Source organism: Arthrobacter sp. QXT-31 (assembly GCF_001969265.1).
GTDB lineage: Bacteria > Actinomycetota > Actinomycetes > Actinomycetales > Micrococcaceae > Arthrobacter.
Map to the genome: position 1 here is coordinate 2,216,081 of NZ_CP019304.1, position 15,966 is coordinate 2,232,046.

Sequence of the window (15,966 nt, forward strand, 5' to 3'; positions counted from 1 at the left end):
GCGTCCGGCAGGAGGGCCCCTCCGGCCAACCCAGAAGGGCGGGTGGTTCCTTTAGCATTCGGGCTGAAGGAACCTCCCCGGGTCATGTTGCTGATAGGCGCAGCAGGTCTTCCTTAGTTCCGGCCGCAAGCCTGTCTTTGGCGGATCTCATATGTTGCGTGAGGAAAGTCCGCCCGCCCTCGTAGTCGCCGTTCTCGATGAAATCCAGGATCGGTGCATGTCGTTCCTTGGCCATATTTAGTAGGGCGTTCTTTGGACCAGCGGAGACCATGGTGATGCGGATGAGTCCTGAGATGGCGTTCCATGAATGTAAGAGGGTTCTGTTGCCGGCCAATTCACATAGTCCGCGGTGAAAGTTCAGATCCGCTTCGATTCCCTGAGCGAGGGAGATTTCGGGTACGTCCAGCATCAGGAGGCGAATCTTCAGCTCCTGCAGCACAGGTGCGCGGTCCTCCATCTTGGTGAGTCGGTGGAGAGCCAGCGACTCCATCATGAGGCGGACCTCGAACAATTCCGAGATTTCCTCTGGTGTCACTGCCCGAACCGATAACCTCCCTCGATGGTCCTGAACGACAAGTCCCTCCTGCTGGAGGTGCCGAAGCGCCTCTCTCAGGGTTGCGCGGCTAATCCCGAGGGATTGGCTGAGTTCTACTTCACCCAGATGGGTTCCTGACGGGATCTCGCCTTGGCCGATGGCGTCCCTCAGCTGCCCTATGGCTGCCTCACGCAGCGTGGTGCGCGTTGTTGAACCTAAGCGGAATTCCATACGTATTACGTCCTCATCAGTGAATCTAGCGGCTTGATGCATGTCCGCGACCGTGACAGTCGCTCACACAAGCGCCCTGTCGGTTCAAGCTCCGGTGAATTCCGCGTTGCGCTTATCGAAGAAGGAAGCGACTCCCGCCGAAAGGTCAGCGCTATCAAAAATTCGCTGCTGCAAGACTGTCGCCTTGGCCAGGCCCGCACCCAAAGGGGAATCGAGGGCTGATTCCACGAGTTCCTTCGCAAGCCGGTTGGAAAGGGGCCCGCGGCCGCCGATCGCGGCGGCCAGTTCGCGTGCCTCCTGAAGCGCAGATTCCGCTGCCAGGCGGTTGACAAGGCCCCACTCCAGGGCCTTGTCAACCGAGATGGTCTCTCCGGTGAACAGCATCTCCTTGGCCCTGCCGGGCCCTATGAGGCGGGTCAGACGAAGGGCGCCGTTTCCGGCCAAACCACCTATGCGTGATTCAGTTAGCCCGAGGGAAACACCGGCACGAACCACTCGCAGGTCACAGGCGAGGGCCAGTTCGAGCCCTCCCCCCAGGGCCGGACCGTCCACGGCGGCGATTGTCGGGAAGGGAAGAGCGGCCAGTCGCCGAAGTACCCAGTCCTCAAAGAGGATCTTGCGTTCCGCGGCGCTGTCCCCCAGACCGGCGAAGGTGCGCATGTCGCTTCCTGCACAGAACGCCCGGCCACTGCCCCCGTGCAGGACAAGGGCCCGTACCCCTGATTGCTTCTCGACATGGGTGAGGGCCTTGTCGAGGCTGTGCAGCAGCGTCTGGTCAACGAGATTCAGCGGTCCGTTATCCAGCCGCAGTTCAGCTGTGGCTTCGATGATCTGGACAGTCACCGTAGGTTGGACGTCCGACCGGCCGGGCATGGTTTCGGCCCTCGGGCCAGGGTCCTTGTTCGAACCTGCTGTCTGCGACGCTGTGTAGCCGGTCATGCGTGTTTCTGGGCGGCTTTGGGGACATCGATGCCGTGCAGCACTCCCATGCGTTCAAAGTGGCCGTAGATCCTGTCGACGTAGGTCGCGAACTCCGGCGCGTCGCCAAGGACGATCGGGCGAGGCCGAGGTAGATCGACTTTGATCTCGTCCACTACTTCGCCCGGGCTGGGGCTCATGACATATATCCGATCGGAAAGTCCCACTGCCTCCTCGACGCTGTGTGTGATGAACAGAACTGTAGGACGGCGGCGGAGCCACAATGCTTCCAGATCCATTCGTACTTGGAGCCGGGTCAAGGCGTCCAACGCTCCGAAGGGCTCATCCATCAGAATCACAGACGGATCGTGCACGAGGGTCCGTACGAGGGAGACCCGTTGCCGCATACCCCCGGAGAGTTGGCGGGGATATTTGTTGATCGCGTGCGTAAGCCGCAGTTGATCGAACAGTTCACGTGCCCTTTCTTCGATTTTCTTCTTGGGCAGTCCCCGGATCTCGGCCTGAAGGGTGACGTTTTCGAGTGCCGTGCGGAAGTCGAGAAGCAGGTGGTCCTGGAAGGCAATTCCCACATCCGTAATGGGTTTGGAGACTTTTTTGTCGCCCACTCCGATTTCACCGCTGCTGAGATTCAGAAGGCCGGCGACCATCAGCATGAGCGTGCTTTTGCCGCATCCTGAGGGTCCGACAATCGAGATGAACTCGCCCGGTTGAATGTCGATGTTGATTTCTTTGAGTGCTTGGAAGGGGCGCGGGCTGTCTTCCCCGAATGTCTTTGTTACATTTCGGATGGCGATCGGTACACCGGATGTGACCCGTTCCGATCCTTCTACGGTTGCAGTCATGGTGATTCTTCCTCGGGTTCTGGTTAGGGGGTTACCTGGAGACGAGTGCCAGGGGTCTATGCCTTGCACGGACGCAGCTCGGCGACAGGCGGCAGGTAGTCGTCGGTGTAGTACGACTTCACGTCCTTGCCGGAAGGCAGCAGACCGACCTTGGAGAGCAGGCTTTGGGTGTTTTCCCAGTGCCCGGCCTCGGCTTTACCCACATACTTTGCTCCGCCGCTGCAGAACAGGGGCGTGATGGCCGCAAGTTCTTCGGCGGCTAGCTTTTCGTTCACGTTTGGGAAGATCGTCTTTAGGGACTTGATCGCGTTGTCTCCCTTGTCCAATGCCGAGCTCCAGCCTTTGAGGCTGGCGGCCACGAACTTCTTGACCACGTCGGGGTTTTCCTTGATGTAGCGCTCATTGGCGAAGATCGAGGTGCTGACGGTGGGTACGCCGTTATCTGCAAAGGTGAAGTTGTCGAGCTCGGCGCCCTGGGACTCCAATTGGATTTGATAAGAATCGATCGATCCCAGGATCGCGTCGACTTGGCCCTGCAAGAGGGCCGGCACCAGCGATGTCGCAGGCATGTTGACAAGGGTCACGTCTGATTCCTTCAGTCCATTAGCTTCCAGCAGCAGTGGCAGCATGGTCGTTTGGGACGATCCCGACGGCACGGCGACCTTATGACCGGCGAGATCTTTTACGGACTTGATGCCCGTCTTCTTCAGGGCTGAGACTTCGTTGGGATTCGACTGGTAGATGGTGGCCAGGACCTTCATCGGCGCACCCTTGGCGATGAGTTGGCTTACCGCGACGGCGTCCGCGTAGCCGATCTGGGACTGATTGCTGGATACTAGTTGTGCTGTATTGCCGGACCCGTTTCCTTCCACAAGCTTGACGTCGAGTCCGGCGTCTTTGTAGAGCCCGTCCGAGACGGCGGCCGCGAAGCCGGCATTGGCTCCCCCGGCAGTCCAGTTGAGTTGAAAAGTAACGGGCGTTGTCCCGTCCTGGCCGGCACTGCTTGCCGTTCCCTGTGCTGAGCAGCCGGTAAGTGTAACAGCGGCGGTGATGGCGCCGGCGACCATGAATCGGGCGAGGGAGTTGCGCATATTTGTTCCTTTCAGAGCGTTTTTCGTGTCGAGTCAGTTGTTCTTTGTGCGCTGCCAGGGCGTCATTACCCATTCAGCGAACTCGACGAGGTAATTGATGACGATGCCGATGACGGTGAGCACTACGAGAACCGCGAAAATGAGTTCGGTGTCCAGCGTGCTGGTGCCGCGGAGCAGAACGTATCCAAGGCCTTTGTTGGCTCCGACGAACTCGGCGACGATTGCGGCGGTGGCTGCGATGGTGGCCGATGTCTTGATACCGGAGAAGATGACCGGCAGGGCCGCGGGGAACCGGAGAAAGCGGAACGTCTGCCACCGTGAGGCGCCCATGGAGCGTGTGAGGTACAGGAGGCGCTCGTCCAGGATCTGGAACCCGCTGATGCTTGCCAGGAGCAGTGGGAAGAACGTCATCAGCAGTGTGAGCAGGACCTTGGATTCCATGCCGAAGCCGAGCCACACAAGAAAGAGCGGTGCCACCGCAATTTTCGGTACCAGCTGAAGAAGCATGACCGGGGGGTAGACGATCTGTTTTGCCAGGGGCGAGAGTGCGATGGCCAGGCCCAGAGGAATGGCGGTAACCAGTGTCAGCCCGAAGCCCCAAATGATCTCCAGGAGCGTGATCTGGGCGTTGTCCCACAGTTGCGGCGCCTCGGTGATGAGGCGACGGAACACCTCAACAGGGCCGGGCAGCAGGTACGCGGGGATCTGGAAAAGGGGGATGATCGCCGCCCATACGGCGACAATGGCAACAAAGGTTAGGGGCGGCAAAGCGTTCCAAAGAAGTTTTTTGAGATGCCGGCGGGCCTGGGTGGGGGCCTTGGGTTGGTTGGAAGGTGCCGGGGTGGGGAGGATTCCGTTGTTCTTTCTGTGCTGAAGAACAGTGGCTGTATCCGATGGGGTTGACGTCATTGGCGTTGGTTCCCTTGTTTAGCGGGCGTTGTGTTGGGAGCAGTGGCCCCGCCTTGGCTGAGCTTCAGGATCTGCGGGGGCTTTGCGGGCGGGCCTGCGCACGTCCGCACTGTCCTGCGTCGCCGGTGTGGCGCGCGGAGTCTTCCACTCAACAGACTGGCAGGACGGCTGACGCGTCCCTTAGTTAGGCAGTGGTGTGTCTTGCGGGCTTGGAATCCGGGGTTCGGGGCAGCCGGTACAGAGGCAGGTTCCTCAGGGATTTGGGCATTCTTCGTCCTTGAAGCTTGGTGAACCTGTGCGCTGACGGGCTGCCGTCTCGGTTCATTTTGTCTTGCTGTCGCCATGTCGGTAGGTCGACAAGTCGAGTGTAATCCAGATCTCTGTATCGATAAAGAGCCCGAGCGATTTTTTATTCAACGTTTTTCCGCTCTGTCCTTTTACGCGCACGCTGGGTGTGCTCCGGGATTGAGAGGGGGGTAGTGCGCCTGTCCGGGGGACTGGCTTGGGAGCGCTCTAAGATGGAACTTGATTAGCAGGACGGAGTTAACGGTGGCCGGAGTCACTCTTCAAACCATCGCCGACAAGGTCGGCGTGTCGCGGATGACCGTATCAAATGCATTCTCCCGTCCGGACCAGCTCTCGCCCGCTCTCCGGGAGAAGATTTTTGCTGTTGCGGACAGCCTTGGGTACACGGGCCCCGACCCGGCGGCTCGGGCCCTTAAGCGCGGGAGCACGGGGGCGTTCGGGCTCCTTATTCCGTCTTCGCTTCCCTTCGCTTTTCAGACCCAGGTCAGAACCGAATTTCTTTCTGCGGTTGCCGCCGAACTCGCCTCGACAGGGCTGGCCATGACACTGCTGCCCTCCACTGGCAATGAAGCGGGCACGGCAGAAGTTGTGCCCGCCCGCGATGTCGCGGTCGACGGAGTGATTGTCTACGGTTGCCCCCCGGGCTCCGAGGCAGTCAAGTGCGTACGTGCCCGAGGCATTCCGCTGGTCTACGTCGATCAGGAACCCGTCGAGACAATCCCAAGCGTAAATCTGGACAATTATGGCGGTGCCTACTCTGCTGCCAGCCACCTGACGGACTTGGGGCACCGGGATGTCGGCATACTCACCTTCCGGACCGATGCACGCTCTCTCCCGCGTTATACCGAGAGCGAGCGGGAACGCGGATGGAGGGATGCGCTGGCGGCCGCCGGCGTCACACCGGTAGAAGCCACTGTGCTGGGAGACAGCAGCGACCAGGGGCTGGAAGTTGCGCGCCGGATGCTTGAGGAAAACCCCGGACTGACGGCTGTCCTGTGCTACTCGGACCTCATTGGAGAGTCTGTGTATGCGGCTGCCGCAGCCACCGGGCGTCGGATTCCGTTCGATCTGTCTGTAGTCGGCTTCGATGACAGCCCAACTGCCCGTTTGCTGAGCCCCCCGCTCACCACGGTGCACCAGGATGTTTTCGCCAAGGGGACGGTCGCGGTGGCGGCCATGACCACTGCCGTGCGGAGGCAGCGCTCACCGGGCGGAGACAAACACGTCATCCTTCCTGCACCTCTTGTTGTCCGCGGCAGCACGTCTGCGCCATAGTCGGGTTAGGTTGCCCTCGTCGTGAGGGCTTGCGGGGCTGACTCCATGGCGCGTCTCGCGCCCGCCGAATCACCTTTTGCCACGGCCGTGAAGACGGCCTCATGGTGTTCGATCACCTGCCTCCGGTGGGCCGGTAAGGCGAAACGTTCATCGCGGACAGCTTGCAGCAGGTAGCCCATTTCGCGGGTCAGGCCGGGAAGAAAGGCATTGCCTGCCGACTGCAGGAGAGCCTTGTGGAAGACCAGGTCTTCGCTGACGAGGGCTTCGACGTCCCCGCAGGCCTCTGCCTCCTCCATCCTGAGCAGTGATGCGCGCATCAGGTCGAGGTCGTTCTCGCTGCGGCGGACAGCAGCCAGCTCTGCGGCGCCGGCCTCGAGCAGGGTGCGCAGCTCCAGCACCGAACCAACCAGGGAGTCCGACAGCCCGCGCGACCCGCCGCTGTAGTGGGCGCGTTGTATTGCCCCAAAACTGGTCCACTCTTCGGTCGGGTTCACAAATGTACCCTGCCCTCGCCTGATGGTTACAACGTTTTGAACGCAGAGGATCCTGATCGCCTCCCTGACCGTCAGTCGGCTCACCTTGGATGTTCGTGCAATTTCTGCCTCGCAGGGCAGGGGCTCATGCGGCCGCAGTTCTTCCGCGGCGATGCGGTTCAACAACTCATTTGCTACACCGTCCGCAAGGTATGTATTCACAGCTGCTCCGGGTGGTCGGCGCTCCCAAAGGACACGCCACCGAAAAAGGCCGCCCCTGACACCGGCGGGGGTGCCGATGCCAGGGGCGGTCCTGGCTCCTATTAATCTGTAGCTGACTTGTCCTGGTCCATGGCGGCGTGGCCCCGGAGAGACAACAGTGCCGTCAGCCCGACCACGCAGGCTGCGAGGACGAAGTAGTACGGGGACCGCAGATCGCCGGTCAGGTTGACCAGAAGGGCGGCAGCGAGCGGCGCGGTGCCTCCCGCGATCAGCACTGAGAGGTTGGTCGCCAAGGCGGTTCCGGTGTACCGGACCTCATCCGGGAAGAGCCTCGGGGTGAGGGTGAAAGATGCGACCTGGAGGAAGGCCATGTTCACCATGATGAGCGCATAAGCGGCCGTGGCAATGGCCAGGTTGCCGAGGTTCATCAGTGCCAGGGCGGGGTAGGTGAGAACTGCGTAGCCGATGACGCCGATGAGGGCGACTTTCATGACGCCGATGCGGTCTGCGAGGCGGCCCGTGAATGGCATGAGGAGGACGGCGAAGAGCGTGACTCCGGCGGTGATCCAGAATACGGCGCGGTTGGGGTAGTGCAGGTTTGCCACGAGGTAGATGGCGATGAACGTTGAACCGATATAGGCGGCACCCTGGACGGCGATTCCGATGCCGATGGCTTTCAGCAACGCTCCAGGGTCGGAGCGAAGTGCGGTAACCAGCGGGAAGGCGTGCTTGCCGCTGTGCTTGACGTCCCGGTCAATATCGGGGAGCTTCCGGCGGACGACGTAGCAGATGATGGTCAGGGGCAGGCCGATGAGGAACGGGATGCGCCATCCCCACCCGCTGAGGGCTTCGTCGCTGAGCAGTCCCGCGACGATGCCCACCGCCGCGGAGGCAATAGCGAAGCCGCCGTTGGTTCCCATGGGTATGAAGGCGCCGTAGCGTGCCCGCTTGCCCGCGGGGGCGTTTTCCGAGATGACCGTCGCGGCTCCGCCGACCTCGCCGCCCGCAAAGAACCCTTGGGCCAGACGCACGATCAGGAGAAGAATGGGGGCGAGAATGCCGACCAGCGAGTATGTGGGCAGCAGGCCGACGGCCGTGTTGGCGAGCCCGATTCCGATGATGGTGATCAGCAGGGCTTTGCGCCGGCCGAACCGGTCCCCGACCCATCCGAACACGATTCCGCCCAGGGGCCGCACCACGTAGGAGAGGGCGAAGACGGCAAGGGTGGACAGCAGCGCCGCGACCGGGTCCTGGGTGGGGAAGAAAAGCGGGGCGATGATGGTCGCCACGTAGCCGTACAGGGCGTAGTCGTAATACTCAATGAGCGTACCGACACCGCTGGCCACCATGACGCGGCGTACGGCTGACGGGCTGAGCCTGTCGGATCCGGCGCTTACCTTCTGCGTAGTGTGTTGATCTTGGAGCATCATTGCTCTGTGCCTTTCGTGTGGTGACCGGGCGTTATTCGATGCCGGCGGTAGCGAGCAGGAGCCGCATGCGGTGGGCGGCAAGGTCCGGATCAGGGAAAAGGCCGAGCTGGTCGGCGCCGACAAACAGGTCGGTGAGGTGCTGGAGGGACCGGCACCCTTCACGGCCTGTGACCTGGCGGAAATGGTTCTGGTGGCCGGAGAGCCATGCGATGAACACGGTTCCGGTCTTGTAGCGGTCGGCAGGGGGTTCGAACATTTTAACGGCGAAAGGGATGGTGCTGTTCATGACTTCCCGGAAACGGTTCTCGTCGCCCTTGTCCAATGCTGCGAAGGCCTGGGAGGCGATGGGGCCGATGGGGTCCAGCACGCCGAGCAGACCATGGGAGTGGGTTTTCCCGTTGCCGAGGAGGAGATCAGTGTAGCCGTAGTCGTCACCGGTGAAAACTTCAACGTCGGCCGGGACGAGGGAACGGAACTCCTCTTCGAAGGCCGCGTCGAGGAGGCTGAACTTGACGCCGCGGACCTTGCCGGGGTCTTCGGCGAGCATGGTCAGCACCACGCGCATGGCTTCGCGGGGGTCGTCGTGTCCCCAGTAGCCGCGCAGGCTGGGGTCGAAGACGGTTCCGAGCCAGTGGACGATGACGGGCTTGGTTGCCTTGGCCAGGACGCGGCGGTAGACCTCCAGGTAGTCGTCCTCGCTGCGGGCCGCCCCGACGAGGGCGTGCGAGGCCCGCAGAACAGCGGCACTTCCGCAGGACTCGACGAACTCCACCTGTTCGAGGTACGCGTCAATGATCTCGTCGAGGGACGGGGCGATGCTGGTGAGTTGGTCGGTGCCGGCGCCGGAGACGATGGCCCCGCCGGCTTCACGTGCGGCGTCGTTACCGTAGCGGATCAGGTCCTTCGCCTGGGCCCAGTCCAGGCCGCCGGCACCCCGCTCCGAAGTGTCCATGCCCTCTGCGATGCCGATGCCGTAGCTGAAGAGGTGCTTGCGGAAGGCGATGGTTGCCTCCCAGTCGATGGGTGCCAGGATGCCGGGCTGGTACTCGGCCCGGACGTCGGCGACGACGTGGGCAGCAGCATAGACGGACCGGGAGGTGAACGGGGCGGGGTGGCGTTCAAAGACAGCCGGTTCCTGCATGGAGTGAGTGACGAGCGACCCGTCGGCGTTGGGGATCCGGATCGTTGTGTTCAGGGGTGTGATTGTCACGGTTTCGCTTTCTGATTCTGGGCTTGGATGGAGGTGGCTTACCAGGCGGGGTCGGCGCCGGATTTCTGGTCGTCAAGTTCCCGGCCTATGACGCCGTTTTTCTTGAGCCGGGCGATGTTGTCATCGTCGAAGCCTGCCTGGGTGAGGACGGCGTCGTTGTGCTCGCCGAGGGTTGGGGGAAGGAGCCGGACGCGCCCCGGTGTGTCCGAGAGCTTGACGGGCATGCCGACAAGCTTGACGTCACCGACGCCGGGAATCCGGGCTTCCAGCACCATTTCGTTGTGCAGTACCTGCGGATCACTGAACACCTCGGCGTACTCGTTGACCGGGGCCGCGAGAACATCCTCTGCTTCGTACCGGGCAATGAGGTCGTCCCGGTCGTAGCGCAGGCTGGCCTCGCGGATGATCCTCGTTGTTTCCTCGGTGTGCGCGAGCAGCCCTTCGTTGGTCTGGAACCGTTCGTCCAGCACGATGTCCGGTGCCAGGCCGAGGGCTGTCGCACATTGCTGCCACGGGCGGGGGATGTAAAACTCGCCAATGAGGGTCAGCCACTTCCCGTCCCGGCATTGGTAGGTGCCGTACAGGGCGGTGTTGTGCGCGTGTGCGATGCCGGCGGTCGGGCGGGGGTACTCCTGGCCGTGGGTCAGGTAGGTCGTCCCTTCCTGCAGGTGAGAGGCGACGGCGGCGTTGAGGAGGCAGCTGTCAACAACCTGCCCGCGCCCTGTCCGTTCACGCGCGGCCAGGGCGATCATCATGCCCTGCGCGAACTGCATCGAGGCCAGGTAGTCGATCATGAACGTTCCCGAGGGTGTCGGGGGCCCGTCGACGGCGCCGGTCAGTGCCATCAGGCCCGAGATGGCTTGGGCGGCGAGGTCCTGGCCGCGGCGTTGTGCGTAGGGGCCGGTCTGGCCGTAGCCGGATGCGTAGGCGACGATGATGCGCGGGTTGACCTCCGACAGGTCGTCCCAGCCGAGCCCGAGCTTGTCCATGACGCCGGGGCGGAAGTTGCTGGCCACGATGTCGGCGTCTTTGGCCAGGTCCAGGATAAGTTGGCGTCCTTCCGGATTCTTGAGGTCCACGGACAGGGACCGTTTGTTCCGGTTGGTAGCGGACCAATGGGGAGAGTAGCCGTTGATGGTGGGGAACTGCCGGCGGCCGATTTCGCCGGTGCCGATTCGCTCGATCTTGATCACGTCGGCTCCGAAATCGGCCAGCACCTGCGTGGCGCTGGGTCCCTGTTCGAGCTGGGTGAAGTCGAGGATCCGCACGCCTTCGAATGCGTCGGTCATTGCAGGACCTTCCTTCTGTTGTTTCTATCGGTTCGTTGTTTGGGTTGTGCCGGCCGTAGGACCAGGCCGGTCGGCTCGGGGCGGAAGAAGCGGGGTTCCATGTCCCGGATGCCGCGATCAATGTGTGGTGTGAAGGGCAACAGGCCGAGCACGTCGCGTTCGAGATCCACTCCGGGAGCCGTCTCCGTCAGAGTCAGCCCCTGCTCACGAAGTTCGAAAACTGCCCTTTCGGTGACGTAGACGACGCGCTGCCCGTCGCGAATGGCCCGTGACGCCGAGAAGCTGACGGCATCGACGTCGTTGACGAATTTGGGGTAGCGGCCTTCCTGGACGACTTCGAGGTTGCCGTCATGTATCAGCGTCCGCAGTCCGCCGCCCGTGAAGGTTCCGCAAAAGACGACCGTTTTGGCCTTCTGGGAGATGTCGATGAAACCGCCGGGGCCGATGACCGTGTCGCCGGCCTTGGTGACATTGACGTTCCCGTGCCGGTCGATCTGGGCGAAGGCCAGGCCCGCGAAATCGAGGGCGCCCCCGTCATAGAGGTCGAATTGGGCGCTCATGTCGATGATCGCCGTGGGGTCGACGGCGGTCCCCGAGTCCAGTCCGATGCCGGGCACTCCCCCGTAGATACCCTGCTCTATCGTGAAGGTCACGTCGTCGATGAGACCTTCTTCATGCACGACATGGGAGATGCCATTGGCCATGCCGACTCCGAGGTTGGCCAAGGCACCAACCGAAAGCTCCCCTGCCGCCCGGCGGGCCACGATCTTGCGGTGGTCCAGTGCCATCGGGAGGACAACGCCGCCGGCCGGCGGCCGTGTCCCGGTCCGGGACGGGTCCATGTCCGTGATTGGAGTCTGTTTCGGGAAGTCGGTGAGGACGACATGATTGATAAGGACACCCGGTACCCGCACGCTGGCCCCCGGTAGCGTGCCGCGTGGGACGACCCGCTTTACTTCAGCAATCACAACGCCGCCGGAATTGTGCGCTGCCTGGGCGATGGCAAGGTTGTCACTGAAGGCTGCCTCGTCCTCCATGGTCAGGTTGCCGTCTTCATCCGCCACGGAAGCCCTGATCAGGGCCACATCAACGTCAAAGGACGGGTAGTGAAGCCATTCACGGCCGCCAAGTTCGATGACCTCTGACAGGGAACCAATGGTTGAGTCGTTAAGCCGTCCTCCCGCCTGCCGGGGATCGACGTGGGTTTCAAGACCGATGTCCGTGGTGAGGCCGGGACGGCCGGCCGCGATCTCCCGGTAGAGCAGCGAGATCGTGCCTGCCGGCAAGGCGAAAGCCTCCACGGCGCCGTCGGCAATCATGCGCTGTTGCCGCGGGCTAAGGACGAAATGCGAGCCAATGAAGCGGCGGACCAGACCGGGAACGGCCAGGTGGTCGGTTCCGCGTCCGGTGTGGTCGCCCAGGCCCATGACGTGAACGACGGTGAGCCCGTGCGGCGCCCCGTATTGCCGGTGCCGCCGTTCGACGGCGGCCAGGAGACCTTCCGGGACCTGGAGCAGGGACCCGCTGCCGCCGACGACGACCGTGGCGTCGTTGGCTATTAGGGCGGCGGCCTCATCGAGGCGCAGCATCAGGTCGGGGCGTTTCACAGCATCACATCTCCTCCACATACGTGGAGGCATTCGCCCGTTACGTATGCGGCGTCGGGTGAGAGAAGGAAGGAAGTGGCTGCGGCGACGTCTTCCGGCTTGCCGGGGCGCTGGAGCGGCACGGCGGCGATCCGCCTGGCCCTGGCAGCTCCGGGCACCTCTCCGCGGAGGGCGGACAGTGCAACGTCGGCACGCTCCCACAGCTCTGTATCCACGATTCCCGGGGCCACCGCGTTCACGCGGATGCCGCGTGGGGCGAGCTCCACGGCGAAGGACTTCACGAGGCTCAGCACCGCGGCCTTGGAAGCGGAATAGTGCGGGTAGAACGGCCCGGCGAGCCTGCCCTGAATCGAGGCGATCGCAACCACCGAGGGTGCCTCACTGGATCCGGGTTCGGCAGCGTCCATGCTTCGACCGGCGGTTTGCAGCGCGAATAGCAGTCCGCGGGCGTTGACGTCCAGGACGTCGTCCCATTCGTTTTGGGGCAGGTCGATTCCGCGCTGGAATGTCTGGATGCCGGCGTTGCAGACCAGCAGGTCGAAGGTCGTCCCGAACGCTTTGTTTGTGTGCTCGGGGAGTGCGGCCACGCTGTCGGCATCAAGGACGTCGACGTCCGCGGCGGCCGCGGACGGTCCGATGCTGCTCGCTACCTCCTGCGCCTTGGCAACATTCCGGTCGGTGACGAGAACCTGTGCCCCTTCCTCGGCAAGGCGCCGGGCAACGGCGGCTCCGATGCCTTGGCCGCCGCCGGTGACAACGGCGACCCGGCCGGCGTGTCGGGCGCTCACTGGGCTACTCCGGCAGTATTTGCGGTGTGGCTGGCGGCGACGGCGGCCAGGGGTTCCTTGGAGCAGAGCAAGGCCTTCTTTCCCCGCTGCAGGATGTCGCCGCGCTGGTTGACCAGCTGTACGTCGAAGGTGGCAATTGCCTGGCCGGGTTTGCTGCGGCTGTCCCGCAGTTCTTCGATGACGTAGCCGACGAAGATGGTGTCGCCGACGAAGATCGGGTTGACGAAGCGCCAGTCGCCGATCCCGAGGAACGCGATAGCTGTCTGGCGGAGTTCTCCCGTCCGTGCCCACATGAGTCCGTGGGCGTAGGCGAGGCCGAGCATTCCGTGTGCGACGCGCTGGCCGAACTGGCTTGCATCCGCATATACGTCGGAAGTGTGCAGTTCAGAGAAGTCTCCCGTCAGGCCGGCGAAGCCAACCAGGTCAGCGTCGGTGATGGTCCTGCCAGGACTGCGGAATCGCATGCCGACGTGAAGGTCGTCGTAGGTGTAGCCGAGCGGCGTGCTCATGGGGGTACCTCCGTGGAGAATGGTCGAGAGATTTTGTGACGAAAGAGCGGCGCTAGGAAGGCCTGTGGCGCTAAGGTTGGCCCGGTCAGGAAACAGTTGCCGGCAGTGATGACTGCATGAAGGCGCGGATGATGTCATCGAACGATGAGTCAGCTTCGAGTCCAAGCCCGTTGGCCCGGGTCGTCGTGAACCGGGCGGGCCAACTTCCCACGATCGCGGTGACGTCAGGATCGGCCGTCCAATCGATAAGCGCGCTGAGCTCGTGCCCGGAGACCCTGTCCAAAGCCTCGATCATTTCGCGAGGTGTTGTGGTCAGCGCCGGCAGATTCACGGCCGTCCGGCTGCCCCAAGCGGCGTCGTCCACCGCTGCCGCGCGCAGAATACCTTCGATGGTCCGCTCGGGCGAGGAAAGCGCCAGCTCCGTGTCCGGGGGGACGGGGCACACGGCAGGCAGACCGGCCAAGGGCTCACGAATGATCCCGGACATGAAGCTGGAAGCCGCAGCGTTCGGCGCCCCCGGCCGAACCGAAACCGTCATCAGCCGCACCGAGCGTCCGCGCAGGAATCCCTTGCGGGTGTAATCAGCGACAAGCTGTTCCCCGATGAACTTCTGGATGCCATAGCTGGACTGTGGCCGCGGAAGCGTGTCGTCATCCACCATGCCCACGGAACCCACCGCCGGGTCAGATCCGAAGACCGCCAGCGAACTGGCGAAAACAAGCACCGGCGCACCAGGCAGACGTCGGGCAAACTCCAGAAGGACGCGGGTTCCATCGACGTTCGTCGTCATGCCGAGATCGAAATCCAACTCAGCAGCGCCACTGACAACACCCGCCAAATGGAAGATGCAGTCGACAGGCCCAAGCTGGTCAATCACCTCAGCGAGTTCGCCCGTGATCGTCCGGACTCGTTCATCCACTGCCAGGTCCTGGGCAGGCGGAAACAAGTCAAGAAGCGTAAGCTCCCGCACCGGACCTGCGTCAGAGCCGCCCACCAACACCGCCTCTGCTTCGAGAAGTCGCCGCGCCAAAGCGGTTCCAAGGAAACCTGCGCCTCCAGTAATCAGCACCCTCAAACCCGGCGCAGGGCAATCGTTATCCATGAAAGTCCTCTCAATGATTCGGTGCGTCGCAGGGGCGACGACAAAAGTTCTTGTTCAAGACCACGAACGCAGTAGGCCTCTCTGCGGGACCACGTTCGGCGGACTTAGAAGGCGGAACGCAGAGAAAATGGCGGTCGTTGCCAAGTTCTCGAATCGCTTCTGTATCGATAAAGAGATTTGCATCTCTTTGTCGACATGTCAACAGCTATAGTGAAAATCCCCCGGCAAAGTGTGCCGGTCAGGCCAGCCGCCAGGGAGGCATCCATCGGAATGTCCTAGTAACGCCGGGTTGAAGAGAGAGGCTCTGTCGTCGGAGGCCACCAAGATCGTGTTGCGATGCGGTCGCGAGACATAGCTCGAGGGTTGAAAGACATTGACGCGAGACAGGGCGCCTCGAGCACAGGCAAAGGAAGATGTGGTCTCTTAGGCTTATAAGACGGGGCGGGGTGGAACGCGACGCAGTGGAAGTACACCCCAACCTGACGTCGGGGCGGCCTGACCAGGGAGGATTCGGCCTGTCGACGGAGCTCCGGACTTTGTTTCTGGACACCGAGGCGTCGTCGCCGTCCCTTGCCCGAAGGGTTTCCGTCAAGTCCCGATTCTTTGGACTGTTTCGATGATTCTCGGGCTACCGAACCCGGGTTTCCTGCCCCTCGGACTGTCAGGGTGGAGTCTGAGAGCATCATGATCCACTGTCAATAATCGGAACTTGGGCGTAATTCTGACACCGACCAAGGTCGTCGCGTCGAATTTCGCGCGCCAAATGAAGACGCACGACTGGGGTCCGCAAGTTGCCCCGCGCTGCCCGCCACGCCGTCCAATTCGGCTCTACGGCGAGACGACCTCCGAGGAACCTTTGACGGGTGCGGGCGCGTAGCGGCCCGCAAAGGGGTTCGCGGGGCTGCCGCCGCATTTCCGTGATGAACACGGTCCGGCTTTGCCGCCGTTGGGACCCCGCGGCCGACCAACGGCGCCGAACCAGGTGCGGCCGCCGTCAGCCGCGCCGGCCATCATGGTGGTCGCCATGCTGGTATTGGCGGGGTTTTCGGCAATTCTGAACGGATTAGAAGTAGCTGCGAGAAGCGGCTGCCATACGAACAAAGAAGCACCACCCGAACCCGAGTAAACAAGCAACCTGCAGTTTTCCCATGCCAACTCAAACCTGCCGCGTCGCAACAACCAGCCGTTCAGCTTGAGACGCTGTATGC

General features: G+C 62.6%; 15 protein-coding genes and 1 pseudogene. 1 reads left to right on the forward strand and 15 read right to left on the reverse strand.

Going from position 1 to position 15,966, the window contains the following annotated elements; translation table 11 throughout:
• Positions 1 to 82: 82 nt before the first annotated feature.
• The 5 genes from BWQ92_RS10045 to BWQ92_RS10065 all read right to left on the reverse strand — a co-directional run bounded on the left by BWQ92_RS10045 (position 83) and on the right by BWQ92_RS10065 (position 4,406).
• The gene (locus tag BWQ92_RS10045; protein WP_076799385.1) at positions 83 to 766 is read right to left on the reverse strand and encodes a GntR family transcriptional regulator; all 684 of its coding nucleotides are present in this window, start codon (positions 764 to 766) and stop codon (positions 83 to 85) included.
• Positions 767 to 850: 84 nt separating this feature from the next.
• On the reverse strand, positions 851 to 1,705 hold the full coding sequence (locus BWQ92_RS10050) for an enoyl-CoA hydratase/isomerase family protein (protein WP_216639982.1): 855 nt from the start codon (positions 1,703 to 1,705) through the stop codon (positions 851 to 853).
• Positions 1,702 to 2,547 (reverse strand): ABC transporter ATP-binding protein, encoded by an 846-nt coding sequence (locus tag BWQ92_RS10055; protein ID WP_076799386.1) that lies wholly within the window; start codon positions 2,545 to 2,547, stop codon positions 1,702 to 1,704. Before BWQ92_RS10055 ends, BWQ92_RS10050 begins: the two co-directional genes overlap by 4 nt.
• A 56-nt stretch (positions 2,548 to 2,603) precedes the next feature.
• Complete coding sequence (locus BWQ92_RS10060; RefSeq protein ID WP_076799387.1) at positions 2,604 to 3,638, reverse strand: ABC transporter substrate-binding protein; 1,035 nt, start codon at positions 3,636 to 3,638, stop codon at positions 2,604 to 2,606.
• 33 nt (positions 3,639 to 3,671) lie between these two features.
• Positions 3,672 to 4,406: an ABC transporter permease gene (locus BWQ92_RS10065; protein ID WP_236783169.1), complete on the reverse strand. Its 735-nt coding sequence runs from the start codon at positions 4,404 to 4,406 to the stop codon at positions 3,672 to 3,674.
• Positions 4,407 to 5,096: 690 nt separating this feature from the next.
• Here BWQ92_RS10065 and BWQ92_RS10070 point away from each other — a divergent pair.
• The gene (locus BWQ92_RS10070; RefSeq protein WP_076803642.1) at positions 5,097 to 6,128 is read left to right on the forward strand and encodes a LacI family DNA-binding transcriptional regulator; all 1,032 of its coding nucleotides are present in this window, start codon (positions 5,097 to 5,099) and stop codon (positions 6,126 to 6,128) included.
• Between the two features lie 5 nt (positions 6,129 to 6,133).
• Here BWQ92_RS10070 and BWQ92_RS10075 read toward each other — a convergent pair whose 3' ends face one another.
• The 10 genes and pseudogenes from BWQ92_RS10075 to BWQ92_RS23510 form a co-directional block, all read right to left on the reverse strand.
• Positions 6,134 to 6,622 (reverse strand): FadR/GntR family transcriptional regulator, encoded by a 489-nt coding sequence (locus tag BWQ92_RS10075; RefSeq protein ID WP_236783170.1) that lies wholly within the window; start codon positions 6,620 to 6,622, stop codon positions 6,134 to 6,136.
• A gap of 9 nt (positions 6,623 to 6,631) precedes the next feature.
• A pseudogene (locus BWQ92_RS24710) lies at positions 6,632 to 6,823 on the reverse strand (GntR family transcriptional regulator); the annotation flags it as partial.
• Positions 6,824 to 6,924: 101 nt separating this feature from the next.
• Positions 6,925 to 8,253 carry an MFS transporter gene (locus tag BWQ92_RS10080; RefSeq protein ID WP_083706272.1) on the reverse strand — a complete coding sequence of 443 codons (1,329 nt, stop codon included), beginning with the start codon at positions 8,251 to 8,253 and terminating at the stop codon, positions 6,925 to 6,927.
• 31 nt (positions 8,254 to 8,284) lie between these two features.
• Positions 8,285 to 9,463 carry a DUF993 family protein gene (locus BWQ92_RS10085; RefSeq protein WP_216639983.1) on the reverse strand — a complete coding sequence of 393 codons (1,179 nt, stop codon included), beginning with the start codon at positions 9,461 to 9,463 and terminating at the stop codon, positions 8,285 to 8,287.
• Positions 9,464 to 9,501: 38 nt separating this feature from the next.
• Positions 9,502 to 10,752 carry a CaiB/BaiF CoA transferase family protein gene (locus BWQ92_RS10090; protein ID WP_076799389.1) on the reverse strand — a complete coding sequence of 417 codons (1,251 nt, stop codon included), beginning with the start codon at positions 10,750 to 10,752 and terminating at the stop codon, positions 9,502 to 9,504.
• Positions 10,749 to 12,359 carry an acyl CoA:acetate/3-ketoacid CoA transferase gene (locus BWQ92_RS10095; protein WP_172804272.1) on the reverse strand — a complete coding sequence of 537 codons (1,611 nt, stop codon included), beginning with the start codon at positions 12,357 to 12,359 and terminating at the stop codon, positions 10,749 to 10,751. Before BWQ92_RS10095 ends, BWQ92_RS10090 begins: the two co-directional genes overlap by 4 nt.
• Positions 12,356 to 13,147: an SDR family NAD(P)-dependent oxidoreductase gene (locus BWQ92_RS10100; protein WP_076799390.1), complete on the reverse strand. Its 792-nt coding sequence runs from the start codon at positions 13,145 to 13,147 to the stop codon at positions 12,356 to 12,358. The genes BWQ92_RS10095 and BWQ92_RS10100 overlap by 4 nt, the downstream gene beginning before the upstream one ends.
• Positions 13,144 to 13,656, reverse strand: a complete 513-nt coding sequence (locus tag BWQ92_RS10105) for a MaoC/PaaZ C-terminal domain-containing protein (RefSeq protein WP_076799391.1) — start codon at positions 13,654 to 13,656, stop codon at positions 13,144 to 13,146. The genes BWQ92_RS10100 and BWQ92_RS10105 overlap by 4 nt, the downstream gene beginning before the upstream one ends.
• 85 nt (positions 13,657 to 13,741) lie before the next feature.
• Positions 13,742 to 14,758 (reverse strand): D-erythronate dehydrogenase, encoded by a 1,017-nt coding sequence (denD, locus tag BWQ92_RS10110; protein WP_216639984.1) that lies wholly within the window; start codon positions 14,756 to 14,758, stop codon positions 13,742 to 13,744.
• A gap of 828 nt (positions 14,759 to 15,586) precedes the next feature.
• Entirely contained in the window at positions 15,587 to 15,784 is a 198-nt protein-coding gene (locus BWQ92_RS23510) for a hypothetical protein (protein ID WP_157365134.1), read from the reverse strand.
• Positions 15,785 to 15,966 lie beyond the last annotated feature (182 nt).

Coding starts and splice junctions, on each gene's coding strand:
- denD (WP_216639984.1), bottom strand. CDS start 14,758: ATGGATAACGATTGCCCTGCGCCGGGTTTGAGGGTGCTGATTACTGGA.
- BWQ92_RS10045 (WP_076799385.1), bottom strand. CDS start 766: ATGGAATTCCGCTTAGGTTCAACAACGCGCACCACGCTGCGTGAGGCA.
- BWQ92_RS10060 (WP_076799387.1), bottom strand. CDS start 3,638: ATGCGCAACTCCCTCGCCCGATTCATGGTCGCCGGCGCCATCACCGCC.
- BWQ92_RS10090 (WP_076799389.1), bottom strand. CDS start 10,752: ATGACCGACGCATTCGAAGGCGTGCGGATCCTCGACTTCACCCAGCTC.
- BWQ92_RS10105 (WP_076799391.1), bottom strand. CDS start 13,656: ATGAGCACGCCGCTCGGCTACACCTACGACGACCTTCACGTCGGCATG.
- BWQ92_RS10055 (WP_076799386.1), bottom strand. CDS start 2,547: ATGACTGCAACCGTAGAAGGATCGGAACGGGTCACATCCGGTGTACCG.
- BWQ92_RS10050 (WP_216639982.1), bottom strand. CDS start 1,705: ATGACCGGCTACACAGCGTCGCAGACAGCAGGTTCGAACAAGGACCCT.
- BWQ92_RS10080 (WP_083706272.1), bottom strand. CDS start 8,253: ATGATGCTCCAAGATCAACACACTACGCAGAAGGTAAGCGCCGGATCC.
- BWQ92_RS23510 (WP_157365134.1), bottom strand. CDS start 15,784: ATGGCGACCACCATGATGGCCGGCGCGGCTGACGGCGGCCGCACCTGG.